This window comes from Paenarthrobacter sp. CCNWLY172 (assembly GCF_037402035.1).
GTDB lineage: Bacteria > Actinomycetota > Actinomycetes > Actinomycetales > Micrococcaceae > Arthrobacter.
This window is the reverse complement of sequence record NZ_JBBEGB010000002.1, coordinates 266606-281907: the sequence shown is the minus strand read 5'-3', so window position 1 is coordinate 281907 and position 15302 is coordinate 266606. Positions and strand designations below refer to the sequence as shown.

Annotated in this window: 13 protein-coding genes; 5 read left to right on the top strand and 8 right to left on the bottom strand. The window is 63.2% G+C overall.

What is annotated here, in order from left to right; translation table 11 throughout:
- Positions 1-48 precede the first annotated feature (48 nt).
- Positions 49-1404, top strand: a complete 1356-nt coding sequence (locus tag WBN73_RS04065) for an ABC transporter substrate-binding protein (RefSeq protein WP_207596782.1) — start codon at positions 49-51, stop codon at positions 1402-1404.
- Between the two features lie 92 nt (positions 1405-1496).
- On the opposite strand, the gene WBN73_RS04060 is transcribed toward WBN73_RS04065, so the two are convergent.
- The 5 genes from WBN73_RS04060 to WBN73_RS04040 form a co-directional block, all read right to left on the bottom strand.
- On the bottom strand, positions 1497-2354 hold the full coding sequence (locus WBN73_RS04060) for a phosphotransferase (protein WP_207596783.1): 858 nt from the start codon (positions 2352-2354) through the stop codon (positions 1497-1499).
- 142 nt (positions 2355-2496) lie between these two features.
- The gene (locus WBN73_RS04055) at positions 2497-3267 is read right to left on the bottom strand and encodes an ABC transporter ATP-binding protein (protein ID WP_207596784.1); all 771 of its coding nucleotides are present in this window, start codon (positions 3265-3267) and stop codon (positions 2497-2499) included.
- Positions 3264-4256, bottom strand: coding sequence for an ABC transporter ATP-binding protein (locus WBN73_RS04050; RefSeq protein ID WP_207596785.1), 993 nt, complete (start codon positions 4254-4256; stop codon positions 3264-3266). The genes WBN73_RS04055 and WBN73_RS04050 overlap by 4 nt, the downstream gene beginning before the upstream one ends.
- Complete coding sequence (locus WBN73_RS04045; protein WP_337339524.1) at positions 4253-5221, bottom strand: branched-chain amino acid ABC transporter permease; 969 nt, start codon at positions 5219-5221, stop codon at positions 4253-4255. The genes WBN73_RS04050 and WBN73_RS04045 overlap by 4 nt, the downstream gene beginning before the upstream one ends.
- A gap of 9 nt (positions 5222-5230) precedes the next feature.
- The gene (locus WBN73_RS04040; RefSeq protein ID WP_207597506.1) at positions 5231-6508 is read right to left on the bottom strand and encodes an ABC transporter permease subunit; all 1278 of its coding nucleotides are present in this window, start codon (positions 6506-6508) and stop codon (positions 5231-5233) included.
- Positions 6509-6982: 474 nt separating this feature from the next.
- Here WBN73_RS04040 and WBN73_RS04035 point away from each other — a divergent pair, with 474 nt between their 5' ends.
- Positions 6983-7894, top strand: coding sequence for a Bax inhibitor-1/YccA family protein (locus WBN73_RS04035; RefSeq protein ID WP_337339525.1), 912 nt, complete (start codon positions 6983-6985; stop codon positions 7892-7894).
- 136 nt (positions 7895-8030) lie between these two features.
- Here WBN73_RS04035 and WBN73_RS04030 read toward each other — a convergent pair whose 3' ends face one another.
- From WBN73_RS04030 to galT, 3 genes are all read right to left on the bottom strand, one after another.
- Positions 8031-9269, bottom strand: coding sequence for an acetyl-CoA C-acetyltransferase (locus WBN73_RS04030; RefSeq protein WP_280627502.1), 1239 nt, complete (start codon positions 9267-9269; stop codon positions 8031-8033).
- Between the two features lie 62 nt (positions 9270-9331).
- On the bottom strand, positions 9332-10492 hold the full coding sequence (gene galK, locus WBN73_RS04025; protein ID WP_337339526.1) for a galactokinase: 1161 nt from the start codon (positions 10490-10492) through the stop codon (positions 9332-9334).
- Positions 10489-11640: a galactose-1-phosphate uridylyltransferase gene (gene galT, locus WBN73_RS04020; RefSeq protein WP_207596790.1), complete on the bottom strand. Its 1152-nt coding sequence runs from the start codon at positions 11638-11640 to the stop codon at positions 10489-10491. Before galT ends, galK begins: the two co-directional genes overlap by 4 nt.
- Positions 11641-11739: 99 nt before the next feature.
- Between galT and WBN73_RS04015 the strand changes: the two genes are divergently transcribed.
- The 3 genes from WBN73_RS04015 to ilvA all read left to right on the top strand — a co-directional run bounded on the left by WBN73_RS04015 (position 11740) and on the right by ilvA (position 15298).
- A complete protein-coding gene (locus WBN73_RS04015; protein ID WP_337339527.1) occupies positions 11740-12690 on the top strand; it encodes an aldose 1-epimerase family protein in 951 nt (316 codons plus the stop codon).
- Positions 12691-12775: 85 nt separating this feature from the next.
- Positions 12776-14056, top strand: coding sequence for an AI-2E family transporter (locus WBN73_RS04010; protein ID WP_207596792.1), 1281 nt, complete (start codon positions 12776-12778; stop codon positions 14054-14056).
- A gap of 3 nt (positions 14057-14059) precedes the next feature.
- Positions 14060-15298, top strand: a complete 1239-nt coding sequence (ilvA, locus tag WBN73_RS04005) for a threonine ammonia-lyase (RefSeq protein ID WP_089594164.1) — start codon at positions 14060-14062, stop codon at positions 15296-15298.
- The last annotated feature ends 4 nt before the right edge of the window (positions 15299-15302 follow it).

Sequence of the window (15302 nt, the reverse complement as noted above, 5' to 3'; positions counted from 1 at the left end):
GTAATCGCATCAAAGGCAGTTCGCACCTTTCGATCGAGGAGACAACGCATGTTTGATCTTTCCCCAGCGGCGCCCCGAGCCGCCAAGCTAACAGCGCTTGGCATTGGGGTCGCTCTCTTGGCCACGGCCTGTGGTGGGTCTTCGACTCCTACCCAGACCGGGTCTTCTTCCGCCGCGGCGGCAGGCATTTCCTGCCCGGCTCCCAGCGGCGGGGCGGGAGCCGGCAACAGCCAGGCTGCCACCAACACGGGACCAGTACCTCCCTCGACCACCACCACAGACGCACCACTGAAACTTGGATCGCTCCTGCCGACGACGGGGTCGCTGGCGTTCCTCGGCCCGCCCGAAATTGCCGGTGTCAACCTCGGCATCAAGGAAGTCAACGACGCCGGTGGCGTACTCGGCGCACCTGTCTCCGTGGTCCACCGCGACTCCGGTGATACCAAGACGGACATCGCCACCCAGTCCACCACCGCCCTCCTGGGCCAGGGCGTGAGCGCCGTCATCGGTGCTGCATCCTCGGGCGTTTCCAAGACGGTCATCAACCAGATCACGGGCGCCGGTGTCATCCACTTCTCGCCCGCCAACACCTCGCCTGACTTCACCACATGGGACGACAAGGGCCTCTACTGGCGAACTGCACCGTCCGACGTCCTGCAGGGCAAGGTCCTGGGCAACTACATGGCTACCTGTGGAGCGCAAACCGTTGGCATGATCGTTCTGAACGACGCTTACGGAACCGGTCTCCAGAAGAACGTCAAGGAAGCCTTCGAGGCCGCCGGTGGCAAGGTTGTTGCTGAGGAACTCTTCAACGAGGGTGACTCCCAGTTCAGCAGCCAGGTGGACAAGGTCCTCGCCGCCAAGCCGGATGCGATCGCCCTGATCACCTTCGACCAAGCCAAGAGCATCGTCCCCCTGATCACGGGCAAGGGCATCAAGCCCACGCAGCTGTTCATGGTTGATGGCAACACCTCCGATTACAGCAAGGACTTCCAGGCCGGCACCATGAAGGGCGCACAGGGAACCATTCCCGGTACGTTCGCCAAGGACGACTTCAAGAAGAAGCTCCTCGCCATCGATCCCGCCCTGAAGGATTACAGCTACGCAGGCGAGTCCTACGACGCCGTGAACCTGATCTCTTTGGCCTCTGAGGCCGCCAAGAGCACCAAAGGTACGGACATCGCAGCCAAGCTGAAGGAAGTCTCTGAGGGCGGCGAGAAGTGCACCACCTTCGCAGCATGTGTCACGTTGCTCCGCGACGGCAAGGACATCGACTACGACGGCCAGTCCGGTCCGGTCACGTTCTCCGACGCTGGTGACCCCACCGAGGCGTACATCGGTATCTACGAATACCAGGATGACAACACCTACAAGCCGGTCCGCGAAGAGTTCGGCAAGCTCTAAGCCGCAGCCGGTCCAAACCGCAGTCAGTCACAGGCCCCCTTCCTCATCTGGAAGGGGGCCTGTTCTGTGCTGGGCTGCGTTCTGTGACGTCGCTACCCGCTTCGGGGGAGAAACCCATCAAGGACCCGGGTCACCATTTCCACGCCCTGACGCTCAAAGACAGCGTCTCCCACGTGGTGTGCCCAGACCACCGTGCCCACCGACTGGTTGAGGTTTTCCAGCGTCCACAGGTGGTGGTCCTCCTCGCTGGTGACAACCCTGCCCAAGCCCTCGTGGAAGGCCGCGGCGAGCGTTGGCTGAGCGAGCAGCTGCTGGTGGCTGAGCCGGACCAGGTCATGAACCCACGGGCGAAGCTCGGCACGGCCAAAATCGATCACCTTGATCACTCCGTCGTCGTCCAGCCAATTCCTGGGCTGGTAATCGCCATGGGTTGTCACAAGCGTGGCAGGACCCGGCTCCAACGACTCAAGGACCTCTTGTAGTCTTCTTTGCGTCTCCTCGGGCAGGAGAGAGTGCGCGCGTTCAATGAGGGAGCCCGTCCTGGCCGCCAGCGCCTTTGCGTAACCGCGGGAGGTTCCCGCCGGCAGGTGCATCCTTGAGAGCAGCATGCCGGCCTCACGGTACGTTCTGGGATCGGATTCGGAAGAGGTTCCAGCTACCAGGGTCCCGGGCAAGTACCCGGTGACCAGGATGCCTGCCTCAGGCGACGCGTGCTTCAGGGTGGGTACCCTGCCGTGCAGCCCCGGCAGGCCCCGCGAGTAAGCCGCAATTTCGCGCCGGATGTGGTGGCTCGTGGTGCTGGCTTTGACGATGTACTCCTGGCCATCCGGGGCAGCGACCTGAAGGACGGTGGTGTCCTGGAGGGGCCATGAGTGGTCCTGAACCACGGTGAAGCCACCAAGCCATGTCAACAGGAGGCTTTGCTGCAGTTCCGTGATGGTTCCCGTCATCAGTCCAGCATGCCATTGGGTGGCATTTCGCGTTGACCGAAGGGGTCCAGGCGGCTTCCGCTCCCTTGGCAGGAGTGTGTCTTAAACAGCGGAAGGCCCCGGGTGGTGTCCCGGGGCCTTCCGTCGTGTGGGGCTGAGGTGGTCAGACCTCGTCCGCCAGAGTGCCCAGATAGAGCTGGATGACCTTGGGGTCCTTCATGAGCTCACGGCCGGTACCCGTGTATGCGTCCTTGCCCTGGTCCAGTACGTAGCCGCGGTCGCAGATCTGCAGGCATCGGCGGGCGTTCTGTTCCACCATGATGACCGAGACGCCGGCACGGTTGATCTCGTGGACCCTGAGGAAGGTTTCGTCCTGTTTGACGGGGGAGAGGCCAGCAGACGGCTCGTCCAGGAGCAGTACAGCCGGATCCATCATGAGCGCCCTGCCCATGGCTACCATCTGGCGCTCACCACCGGAGAGCGACCCCGCACGCTGGGCGCGACGCTTAGCCAGTTCGGGGAACAGGCTGGTCACAAAGTCGAAGCGCTCAGCGAAAGCCTTGGGACGCTGGAACATGCCCATCTGGAGGTTCTCTTCGATGGTCAGTGCTGCGAACACGTTGTTGGTCTGCGGCACGAAGCCCACACCCTGGGTCACCAGCTTGTTGGCTTTCAAACCCGTGAGGTCCTGGCCCCGGACCACCACGGTGCCGGAGTGGACTTTCACCAGCCCGAACATGGCCTTCAGCAGGGTGGACTTGCCGGCACCGTTGGGGCCGATGATGCCGATCAACTCACCCTTGCGTGCCTCGATGCTGCATCCGTTGAGGATGTTGACGCCGGGAATGTACCCGGCTACGAGGTTGGTGACTTTGACGACGGAATCGCCTGCCGGAGCAGCTGCTGAGGCGGGCATTGCGGCGGGGCTGCTCATTTCCCGTCCTCCTTCTTGGTTTCAACGATGTCGGACAGGATGCCGGCGTCTTCAGTACCCACCACCGACTCTTCATCGGCCTCAAGCTCGGCTTCGAGCACCTTGATGCCTTCAGCATCGCCGAGGTCCACGTCGTGGTGGGCGCCAAGGTAGGCGTCGATGACGGCAGGGTTCTTCATGACTTCGCCCGGAGGGCCTTCAGCCACCACTTTGCCTTCTGCCATGACCACTACCCAGTCCGCGATATGCCGGACCATGTTCATGTCGTGCTCCACGAACAGCACGGTCATGCCTTCAGCCTTCAGGTTCTTGATGTGGTCCAGCAGCGACTGGGTCAGTGCTGGGTTCACACCGGCCATGGGCTCATCGAGCATCACCAGCTTGGGCCGCACCATCAGGGAACGTGCCATTTCCAGCAGCTTCCGCTGTCCACCCGAGAGGGACGCAGCGTAGTCGTCCTTCTTGGCATCCAGCTTGAACTTCTCCAACAGCACGTTGGCCTGGGCTGTGATTTCCTTCTCGCGGCCTCCCCACATGCCCTTGAAAAGGGCCTTGGAGAGCCGTTCGCCGGGCTGGTCCGCTGCGCCGAGCCGCATGTTCTCCATGACGGTTAGTTTGCCCATCACCTTGGTCAGCTGGAACGTGCGCACCATGCCCATGCGTGCCACCTTGTAGGAGGAAACGCCTGCCAGGCTGTTGCCCTCAAACTGCCACTTGCCTGTATTGGGAGTGTCAAAGCCGGTGAGCAGGTTGAACAGGGTGGTTTTGCCGGCGCCGTTGGGGCCGATCAAAGCAGTGATTTTGTGGCGCGGGATCTCAAGGTATTCGACGTCCACTGCGTTGATGCCGCCAAAGGACCGGGTGACATCCTCTGCCACCACGATGGGATCGCGCTTCTTGCAGCCGGGGGTGTTCTCCCCGACCGCGATGGGCCGCGAATCCGTCATGTAGTCGATATTCTCGGTATTGCGTTCGTTGGTCTCACTCATGCGAAAGCAAGCTCCTTCTTATTGCCGAAGACGCCTTGCGGGCGGAAGATCATCAGGAGCATCAGCGCGACACCCACCAGGATGTAGCGCAACTGGCCGGCCTGGACGGTGGTCAGCCACGTGACTGCCCCTGATTCGATAAGGCCGTAGAGCAGGCTCTGGGTCAGCGACAGGACAACCCAGAAGATCATGGCTCCGATGACCGGCCCCAGGACAGTGGCCATGCCGCCGAGGAGGAGGCAGGTCCACAGGAAGAACGTCAGTTCCGTGCCGTAGTTGGATGGCTGGACGGCGCCGCGGGGGAGTGTGAAGATCATGCCCGCCAAGGCTCCCAGGACACCACCGATGATCAGTGCCTGCATCTTGTAGGCGTAGACGTTCTTACCGAGCGAGCGGACAGCGTTCTCGTCCTCGCGGATGCCCTTCAGGACACGGCCCCACGGGCTGCGCATGAGGAGCCAGACCAGCACACAGCACACGATGACAAGTCCCCAACCGACCACCCGGATGAAGAAGTCACGGTTGTTCATGCCCATGTAGGACCCCTCGGGGAAGGGGTTCATGGCGTAGAACGTGTTCTCAAACGCGGCCAGGCCGTTGGCGGAGCCAGTAACGCTGGTGAGCTGGTTGGTGGTGACTACGTAACGGACAATTTCTGCCGCTGCGATGGTGACGATTGCCAGATAGTCGGCGCGTAGCCGGAGGGTGGGAATACCGAGGATGAAGGCGAAGATCACCGAGCAGAGAATGGAGACGATCAGTGCAAGGAAGAACGGAGCGTCGAAGCTCAGGGTTGAGATGGCGAAACCGTAGGCACCAACTGCCATAAAGCCTGCCTGGCCGAAGTTCAGCAGGCCTGAGTAGCCGAAGTGAACCGCAAGACCCAAAGCGGCCAGTGCGTACGCCGCCGTCGTCGGGCTGAATAATTCGCCAAGGGCGCTGGAGAAAATGAATCCGAAGTCCATGGCCCGCTCCTAACCCACACGCTCACGCCGGCCGAGGATACCCTGCGGTCGGAACAGAAGAACAACGATCATGATGAACAGTGCACCGACGTACTTGAGGTCGGCGGGAAGGCCGAACACTGTAGTCAGTTCCACGAAGATGCCGACGACGATCGAGCCGATCAAAGCGCCGAAGACGGTTCCCAGACCACCCAGCGTCACGCCGGCGAAGATAAGAAGCAGGATCTGCGAGCCCATGTCGAAGGTGACACCGGGACGGTAGTACGCCCACAGGATGCCACCGAGGGAGGCGAGGACGCCGCCGACGATCCAGACGATGCGGATGACGGAGTCGACGTCGATGCCGGATGCGGCTGCCAAAGCGGGATTGTCCGCTACGGCGCGGGTTGCCTTGCCGAGACGGGTCTTCAGCAGGACGATGCCAATCAACGCGATGACCACAGCGCTGATAATCAGTGACCAGAGGTTGTTCGGGGAGATGGACACAGGCCCTATCTGGATTTCGGCGCTTTGTGCACCGGGCAGCTGTTGGGTTGCTCCACCGAAGAAGAACTGGATGACGTAGCGGATGGCCAATGCCAGGCCGATGCTGACGATCATCATGGGAACGAGGCCGGAGCCGCGTTTCCGCAATGGACGCCAGAGTCCGGCGTCCTGGACGTAGCCAAAGAGCCCGCCCCCTATCAGTGCCAGCAGGATCGCCAGCCAGAAGGGGAGTCCGAATCCGTTGAACATGAACACGAGGACGGCGCCCAGGGTCACCATCTCGCCGTGGGCGAAGTTGGTCAGGCCCGTGGTTCCGAAGATCAGGGAGAGGCCCACCGAGGCGAGGGCGAGGAGGAGGCCAAAGCTCAGGCCCGCCACCAGGCGGTTGAGGAGGTTCTGGCCAAAGTCCTGCTGTTGGACCACGATGCCCTCACCGAAGGCGAAGATCACTGACAGGTTGGATGTTTGGCTGAACGTGACATCGCGGGGATTGTCCTGGCCCTCGGCCAGTGCGATGCCCTCCGGCAAGGTGGAGGTGTCCAGCTCGATGGTGTAGGTACCTTGGACGGGAACACCGATGGTCCACGCACCATTGGCTCCGGAGGTTGCTTCACCTTCGAACCCGTTGCCTGAGGCCTTGATTTTGACGCCGGGTATGGGGGCCCGGGCATCATCGCGGAGGAACCCGCTGATGTTGTTTTGGAATGTCGTCGGTGACGGCGAAGGCGATGGGGTGGTTGCCTGTGCCGAGGGGGCGGCGATCAACAGAGCGGCGATGAGGGCTGCGAACAGCGCCCCCACAACTCTCTGCAGTCCCTTGGACCGTCTGATGGACGGGTCTCGCAGTGTGCTTCTCAAAATGGAAACCTCCACAGTGGGGGTGGTCCCGGCTGCGCCATTGCAGCCGGTGCGAACGGTAAATGGGGCTTGTGAACAGTTCTTGCCTAGCTGCCTCGATTGTGATCTAAGTCACCCATGTGTGGCCTATGTTACCGCCCGGTGGGCCGAATAAATGCCCAGTTCGGGGGTGCAAACATCGCGATCGGATAACAACTGTGAAGCTATAGGCAACTAATGATGTAGCTGTAGTTAAGTAAACCTTTGTTGAGTACGGGTGTTTCTAAACGTTCGGGCGGGTCCCTGCCGCTGCCACTCTGCCGGTTTCGTGTCACGGTTGCGTTTCGTCTGGGTGAACAAGGGAACTTTCCCTGCCGCGCGCGCGTGGTAATTGGTACCGTGAATTATCACTAGCCCTTTTTCAGGAGGACACCCGCAATGGCACTTGGCGGAAACCCAGTCTTCAACGGAAAGAATTTCCGTGGAGCAAAGCAGGCCCCGCCTGTACCGCAGAACCCGTACGGCCAGCAGTTCAACCAGGCCCCCGGTCGGGCGCCTGGCCAGGTGTTGGATGGCCAGGCCGCGTGGTCTGCCCAGCAGCAGAACATGACCAATGAGCAGCTGCAGCAGATGTACAACCAGCCGGCTGCCGGCCCCGCCGATACCGGCCGTATGACCTATGACGACGTCATCATGAAGACTGTCGCCTGCCTGGTGGTTTTGGTGATCGGCGCCGGCGTGACGCTCTTCGTAGCTCCCGCCCTCTCGACCATGCTCATGATCGTTGGCGCACTGGGCGGCTTCGTCCTAGCCCTGGTCAACACCTTCAAGAAGCAGCCCTCACCGGCACTGATCCTTGCCTACGCCGGCCTGGAAGGCCTGTTCCTGGGCGGCCTTACCCGCATCCTCGACGGCATGTACCCCGGCGTCGGCCTCCAGGCTGTCATCGGCACGCTGGCAGTCTTCGGCGTCACGCTGGTGCTGTTCAAGAGCGGCAAGGTCCGCGCCACCCCCAAGATGGTGCGCTTCTTCATGATCGCCACCATTGGCTACGCAGTCTTCGCGCTCATCAACATGGTGATGATGTGGACCGGTGCCGTGCAGGAGCCCTTCGGCCTGCGCACCAGTATGACGATTGCAGGCATCCCCTTGGGCGTCTTCATCGGCATCCTGGCCATCGGCCTGGCGGCGTTCTCGCTGATCATGGACTTCACCAGCATTGAAGAAGGCGTCCGCGCCGGTGCCCCGGAGCGTTACTCCTGGGTTGCGGCCTTCGGCCTGACGGTCACGCTGGTTTGGCTCTACGTCGAAATCATCCGCCTTCTGGCTATTTTGCGAGGCGACGACTAACTGCCGCAGGCCCAACCTGCAAAGTAAGCCGACCCGAAATGCCCCCGAAGACTCTTCGGGGGCATTTTTGTGTGTCGAGGGGTGAGCTCTCGCCTCCAAGCGGGGGATCATAGGGGCGAGATCCAACCCCTCGCGGTTAGCTCAAGCGTTCGAAAACCACGGCCATTCCCTGCCCGCCGCCAACACACAGAGTGGCAAGCCCCAGGGTTCCGTCCCGTTCCTTGAGCCCGTTCAGGAGCGTGCTGGTCATCCGTGCACCGGTCATGCCAAAGGGGTGTCCCAAGGCGATGGCACCACCGTGGACGTTGAGCTTGGCAGGGTCGATGCCCAGTTCCCGTGCACTTGCTACCACCTGCACGGCGAAGGCTTCGTTAAGTTCCACGAGATCAATGTCGTCCATGGTCAGGCCGGCCAGTGCCAAGGCCCGCCGGGTGGACTCAACGGGACCCATGCCCATGAGCTCGGGGGAGAGTGCGCTCACTCCTGTGGACACCACCCTGGCCAGCGGTTCGAGGCCCAACTCGCGGGCCCGGGTATCGCTCATGACAACTACGGCTGCGGCGCCGTCGTTGAGGGGGCACGCGTTGCCGGCGGTGACTGTCCCGTCGGAACGGAACACGGGTTGGAGGGCGGACACGGCTTCAAGTGTCACTCCCGCCCGCGGAGAGTCGTCGCGCTCCACCACGGTGCCGTCCCGGCGGGTGTAGGGGGTAATGTCGCGGGCGTAGAATCCTGAAGCGATGGCTGCCTCGGCCCGGTTCTGGCTCAGGACGCCCCACTCATCCTGCTCGGCCCTGCTGACGCCATAGGTGGTGGCAACGTTCTCTGCCGTTTGGCCCATGGAGATGTAGATGTCCGGCAGACGGCCACCCAAGCGGGGATCGGTCCACGGAATGTTGGACGCTGCCCTGGCTGCCGTGCGTTGGGCCGCTGGGCCGAACAGGGGGTTGTGGTTGGCGGTGTCCGTTTCTCCTGCGCCTGCCCAGTTCTGGTAGCGGGACACGCTCTCTACCCCGGCGGAGACGATCGTGTTGGCTTCCCCGGCTTTGATGGCGTGGAAGGCCATCCGCAGCGTTTGCAGGCTCGATGCACAGAAACGGTTGATGGTGGCCGCCGGTACCTGGTCCATTCCTGCCAGGACAGCTACCACGCGTGCCATGTTGGAGCCGGCTTCGCCGCTGGGTTCTGCGCAACCAAGAAGGAGATCGTCCAGACCGCGCCCATCCTCGGCGGCCGGATCAAATGCCGGAATCCTGGCGAGGGCGGCCTGCACCATTGCGGTGGCGAGGTCATCGGGGCGCTCGTCCCTCAGGGACCCTTTGAAGGCGCGGCCAATGGGGCTTCTGGCAGTGGAAACAATGACAGCCTCAGTCATGGCCACAGCTTACGCCCGGCGCCTGCACCAGCGCCGGGCGGTTACTGGAAATCACGGAAGTGTCAGGCCAATCGGCGGGCGCCTGCCGCCGGAGTCACCGTGAAGATGTCCGGCGCGGCGTAACCGGCGTCGGCGAAGGAACGTACGACGGCGTCACGCACCTGCTGCTCCTGGCCCACCGGGGTCAGGGCAATGGCCGAACCGCCGAACCCGCCGCCGGTCATGCGGGCACCGATGGCGCCGTTGGCGCGGGAAGTGTCCACGGCGAGGTCCAACTCGGGGCAGGAGATCTCAAAGTCGTCGCGCATGGAAACGTGGCTCGCATCCAACAGGGGACCAATGCTGGCGGGTCCTTGGCTGCCCAGTACGTCCACGGTTTGCAGCACGCGGTCGTTCTCGGTGACCACGTGGCGCACGCGCTTCAACGTTGTTTCATCCAGCAGTCCGGACGCTTCCTCCAAGCGTTCCACGCCGACATCGCGCAGTGCTTTGACGCCCAGGATCCCGGCACCCAGCTCGCAGGACGCACGGCGGGAGGCGTAACCGCCGTCGGCATGTGAGTGCGAGACCTTGGTGTCGATGACCAGCAGGACCAAACCGGAGGCTTCGGCGTCGAACGGTACCAGGTCCACGTGCTGGTCGCGGCAGTCCAGGAAGACAGCCTGTCCCTTGGCGCCACGCAGGGATGCCGATTGGTCCATGATTCCGGTGGGTGCGCCAACGTAGACGTTTTCGGCCCGCTGGGTGGCCAGCACAAGGTCCTCGGCGGCGAGTCCGGCTCCGGTCAGCTCATTCAGGGCGCTGATGACGGCGCACTCAATGGCGTGGGAGGAGGAGAGACCGGCGCCCGACGGGACGTCCGAGTCGAGCAGGAGGTCGAAGCCGGGCACCGTGATGCCACGCTCCTTCAGCGCCCAGGCGACCCCCAGCGGGTAGCGGGACCAACCTTCGCCCGAGCCCGGTTCCAGCTCTGAGAGATCGGCCTCCACCAGTCCGTGCCCACCGAACGTGGACAGCATGCGGACCCTTGAGTCATCGCGGACGCGCAACGCCACCTTTGCTGTCCTATCGATGGCGAAGGGCAGCACGAAACCTTCGTTGTAGTCGGTGTGCTCGCCGATCAGGTTGACGCGTCCCGGTGCCTGCCACACGCCGTCGGGGGCTTCACCGAACGTTTCCTGGAAGCGGGCGGCGAGGACGCTGGTATCGGTAGTGGTGCTCATGCTCGGGTGCCTTCCAGGGTCTTGGGGGATGCCGGTGCCGCGGCGACGCTGCGGAGCCTCTCCGCCACGGCTTCGGGGGTGGTGTCGTTGATGAACGCTCCCATGGCGGCCTCTGAGCCGGCCAAGTACTTGAGCTTATCGGCTGCGCGACGGGGTGAAGTCAACTGCAGGTGGAGCTGGCCTGCAGGGCGCAGGGACGGATCCAGCGGAGCCTGGTGCCATGCGGAGATATACGGCATGGGAGTGGGGTAGAGGGAGTCGAGGCGCTTGAGCAGGTCAAGGTAGACGTGCGAAAGTTCATCGCGTTCTGCGCCCGTGAGCGCTGCGAGGTCGGGGACGCTGCGGTGGGGGACCACGTGGATTTCCAAGGGCCAACGCGCGGCGAAGGGGACGTAGGCGCTGAAGTGTTCGGCCTCCAGCACCATGCGGCTGCCGTCTTCGCGTTCAGCCTTGAGGAGCGACGCCGCCAGCGTCTCCTTCCCGTCGACGTCGTCGTAGTATTTCCGTGCGACAGCACCGAGCTGGGCGGCGCGCGGCGTGACGTACGGGTACGCGTAGATCTGTCCATGCGGGTGGTGCAGGGTAACGCCGATGTCCGCGCCGCGGTTTTCGAACGGGAAGACCTGTTTGATGCCCGGCAAGGCGCTGAGCGCTTCGGTCCGCTGTGCCCATGCCTCAATGACGGTGCGAGCGCGGGTCTCCCCGAGTTCGGCGAAGGAGCCGGTGTGCTGCGGGGTGAAGGCGACTACTTCGCATCGGCCGAATGCGGGTCCAACGGTCCCATGGCCGCTGGCGCCCGGTGCGGGCAGAGGGGGAATATCACCCAGGGCAGGGCCCAGGGAGGGGAAGCGGTTTTCGAACACCACAACGTCATAGTCCGCTGCCGGGATTTCCGAGGGGTTCGCCGCGGTAGTGGGGCAAATAGGGCACTGGTCGGCAGGCGGCAGATGCGTGCGGGCCTGGCGGTGCGCAGCGACGGCAACCCAGTCGCCTGACAGGGCGTCATACCGGACTTCGCCGGGCTCGCCGCGGGCTGGGAGCTCGCGGTGGTCCACCAGGGATTCCGGTGTTCGCTCCGGAGTGCCGGGGTCGTCGAAGTAGATCAGCTCGCGGCTGTCCGCAAGGCGGGTGCTGGTGATGCGACTCATGGGTCCATTGTTCCACAACTGATCAAAAGCGCATAGTTTCTAACAAAAGCTAACATTGAAGGTGGAGTTCCGGGTTTCGAAATGAAGTACGGTATTGCCATGCCTGCCTTGCCTTCACCCGCCGATAACGCGCTCCCCTCCGAATCCCGCCGCTTCGCCACGGGCCGGCAATTCGAGCTTCGCAGGGGCGATGCGCTCGCCGTCATCACCGAACTCGCCGCCGGGCTGCGCCTCTACTCCCGCCGCGGTGTGCAACTGACGGAAAGCTACGATGACGACCAGATTCCTCCGGGCGCCACGGGCATCACCCTGGCGCCATGGGCAAACCGCGTGGAGGACGGGGTCTGGTACCTCGACGGTAAGAAGCAGCAACTTGATATCACCGAAGTCTCCCGCAACAACGCCAGCCACGGGTTGCTGAGGAATGCCGCCTACGCCTTGGTGGACGAATCCGAGTTCAGCGTGACGCTCGAAGCCACCGTGTTCCCGCAGCACGGCTACCCGTTCCTGGTCCGGCACGTCGTCCGCTATGAGCTGGACGAGGCCATGGATCTCCGCGTCCGGCAGACCTTGGTCAACGATTCCCAGGGCAGGGCGCCCTTTGTGCTCGGGGCCCACCCCTACCTGCGCCTCGGTGACGTCGCTACCGAGGACCTGGTCCTGACCGTAAAAGCCCGTACCCGGCTGGTGGCCGACGAGCGGCTGATTCCCCGCAGCACGGCTGAAGCAGATGGACAGTTCGATCTTTCCGCCGGCACAGCGGTGAATGACCTGCTGGTTGATGTCGCTTTGACGGACCTGGCGTACGACGGCGGCGTGGCCCGCCACACGCTGACAGCGCCTGATGGCCGCAGCGTGAGCCTTGAGCAGGACGAGGTGTCCCCGTACGTCCATGTTTTTGTCACTGATACCTTCCCGGGCCGCTCCAAAGCTGTGGCCCTCGAGCCGATGACAGGCCCCGCCAACGCCTTCAACAGCGGCGACGGCCTGCGATGGCTGGCCCCCGGTGAGGCGTTCACCATGAGCTGGGGCATCACCGCATCCCTCTGAGCTTTTTGTACGTGCTGCCTCAGCGTTTGGTAACAGCTGCGCGGGCCGGTTTCCCATACGGCGTGGCCTACGGAATTATGGGTTCATGACGCCAACACCGGACGCCAAATCCCGCTCTGACCGCCAAATTGCCGAAGACATCCCCTACGGGGTGCGAATTGCTGCTGCCTGGTCGTGGCGGGCGGGACTGATCCTGCTCATGATTGGTGCCCTGGTCTGGCTGCTGGGCAAGGTCAGCTTCCTCATCATCCCGGTCATGGTGGCCGCCCTTTTGGCCGGATTGCTGTATCCGGTGGTGGCGTGGCTCCGCAACCGCAATGTGCCCAACGGGGCCGCCGTGGCCATCACGGTGGTGGCCTTCATCGGCGTTATCGCCGGCGCCCTGGCCCTGGTGGGAAGGCAGCTTGTCTCCGGCTTCGGCGAACTCTGGCAGGAGGCCCTGGCCGGAATCCAACAGATCCAGACGTGGCTGGCCGATGGTCCCCTCCACCTCACCGCAGACCAGATAGACCAGTACATTGCCGATGGCGCCAACGCGCTGCAAAACAATAGCAGCAGTATCCTGAGTGGCGCCTTGTCCTTTGGCAGCACTGCCGGACACTTTGCCGCGGGACTCGTCCTGGCACTGTTCATCCTCATCTTCTTCCTGCTGGAGGGCAGCCGGATTTGGGCCTTCCTGGTGCGTCTGCTGCCCAAGACAGCGCGAAAGGCCACTGACGGCGCAGGGCGTCGCGGGTGGACGTCCATGGTCAGCTATGTGCGTATCCAGATGTTCGTGGCATTCGTGGATGCTGTGGGCATCGGCGTGGGCGCTGCCATCATCCAGGTTCCCCTCGCACTTCCCTTGGCGGTCCTGGTCTTCATCGGCTCCTTCATCCCGGTAGTGGGTGCCCTTGTTACCGGAGCCATCGCGGTGCTTCTTGCGCTCGTAGCCAACGGGCCTATCAACGCGCTCATCATGCTGGCAATCGTCCTGCTGGTCCAGCAGCTCGAAAGCCACATCCTGCAGCCGCTGGTGATGGGCAAGGCTGTCTCGCTGCACCCCGTGGCCGTGATCCTCTCGGTGGCAGCAGGCTCCTACCTCGCAGGCATCCCGGGAGCACTGTTCGCGGTCCCGTTGCTCGCCGTAGTAAACACGGCGGTTCGGTACATTGCCGGGCGGACGTGGGAACATGATGAAGGATTGGGCGGTATGGAGCCTCAGCCGGCAACCGCTTCTGCGGGGCCGAGCGGAGACGCCAACTTCAAGGAGGTTCACCTCCCCAAGCCCGAATCCCGCCTCGGTAAAGGCATCGCAGGCAAGAACAAGGCTGCAGGACGCCCCTCTGCTGAGGGCCCTGCCGCCGACACCACTAAAGGAGAATAGTCAGTGAATACCCTCGAAACCCTGCCCGTCACGCTGGACGATGTCCTCAAGGCGCAGGAGTTGCTCGAGGGCATTATTACCAAGACTCCAGTGGAGTCGTCCCGTGCTCTTGGCAGCCTCGTGGGCGGCAACGTCTTTTTCAAGTGTGAGAATCTCCAGCGCGCGGGCTCCTTCAAGGTCCGCGGCGCCTATGTCCGCATGGCCCGGCTGACCGAGGACGAAAAGAAGCGCGGCGTGGTGGCGGCCTCCGCAGGCAACCATGCCCAAGGTGTTGCGGTGGCCGCAAAGAGCCTGGGCATCAACGCCCGCATCTACATGCCCCTTGGTGTGGCTTTGCCCAAGCTGGCGGCCACCCGCAGCCACGGCGCAGAAGTCATCCTGCATGGCCACAACGTGGACGAAGCCCTGGCCGAAGCGCAGCGATACGCCAACGAGACCGGTGCTGTGTTTGTCCACCCCTTTGACAATGTGGACGTTGTTGCAGGCCAGGGAACCATCGGACTGGAGATCCTGGACCAGATCCCCAACGTGGACACCATCCTGATGGGCGTCGGCGGCGGTGGACTCCTGGCCGGAGTGGCTGTGGCCATCAAAGCCAGGGCCAAGGAGCTCGGCCGTGAGATCCGGGTGATCGGCGTCCAAGCGGAAAACGCTGCCGCCTACCCGCCGTCGCTGGCCGCTGACGCACTGGTGCCGCTCAAGAAGGTCACCACCATGGCTGACGGCATTGCCGTGGGCCGTCCGGGGCAGCTGCCCTTCAGCATCATCCGCGAACTGGTGGACGATGTTGTCACCGTCAGTGAAGACTCCCTGGCGCGGGCGCTGATCTTCCTCCTGGAGCGGGCCAAGATGGTGGTTGAGCCTGCAGGTGCCGTCGGAGTGGCCGCGCTGATGGATGGCAAGATCGAAAACCCGGGAAACACCGCCGTCGTGCTTTCCGGAGGCAACATCGATCCCATGCTCATGCTCAAAGTCATCCAGCGCGGTCTGTCGGCCGCAGGCCGGTTCATGACTGTCCGCATGATGCTCGATGACCGCCCGGGTTCCTTGGCCACCATCGCGCGGATCATTGCCGAAAACGATGCCAACGTCACCGGGCTGGATCACACCCGCTTGGGTGGCTCCATCAGCATGGGGGACGTCTCCATCACCATCAACCTGGAAACCAAAGGCCACGAACACGGGGAGCAGGTTCTCGGCGCACTGCGGGCCGAGGGCTTCCAGCCGATCGTGGTGCACTGACGGG

Coding starts and splice junctions, on each gene's coding strand:
- WBN73_RS04065 (WP_207596782.1), top strand. CDS start 49: ATGTTTGATCTTTCCCCAGCGGCGCCCCGAGCCGCCAAGCTAACAGCG.
- WBN73_RS04060 (WP_207596783.1), bottom strand. CDS start 2,354: ATGACGGGAACCATCACGGAACTGCAGCAAAGCCTCCTGTTGACATGG.
- WBN73_RS04055 (WP_207596784.1), bottom strand. CDS start 3,267: ATGAGCAGCCCCGCCGCAATGCCCGCCTCAGCAGCTGCTCCGGCAGGC.
- WBN73_RS04050 (WP_207596785.1), bottom strand. CDS start 4,256: ATGAGTGAGACCAACGAACGCAATACCGAGAATATCGACTACATGACG.
- WBN73_RS04045 (WP_337339524.1), bottom strand. CDS start 5,221: ATGGACTTCGGATTCATTTTCTCCAGCGCCCTTGGCGAATTATTCAGC.
- WBN73_RS04035 (WP_337339525.1), top strand. CDS start 6,983: ATGGCACTTGGCGGAAACCCAGTCTTCAACGGAAAGAATTTCCGTGGA.
- WBN73_RS04030 (WP_280627502.1), bottom strand. CDS start 9,269: ATGACTGAGGCTGTCATTGTTTCCACTGCCAGAAGCCCCATTGGCCGC.
- galK (WP_337339526.1), bottom strand. CDS start 10,492: ATGAGCACCACTACCGATACCAGCGTCCTCGCCGCCCGCTTCCAGGAA.
- galT (WP_207596790.1), bottom strand. CDS start 11,640: ATGAGTCGCATCACCAGCACCCGCCTTGCGGACAGCCGCGAGCTGATC.
- WBN73_RS04015 (WP_337339527.1), top strand. CDS start 11,740: ATGCCTGCCTTGCCTTCACCCGCCGATAACGCGCTCCCCTCCGAATCC.
- WBN73_RS04010 (WP_207596792.1), top strand. CDS start 12,776: ATGACGCCAACACCGGACGCCAAATCCCGCTCTGACCGCCAAATTGCC.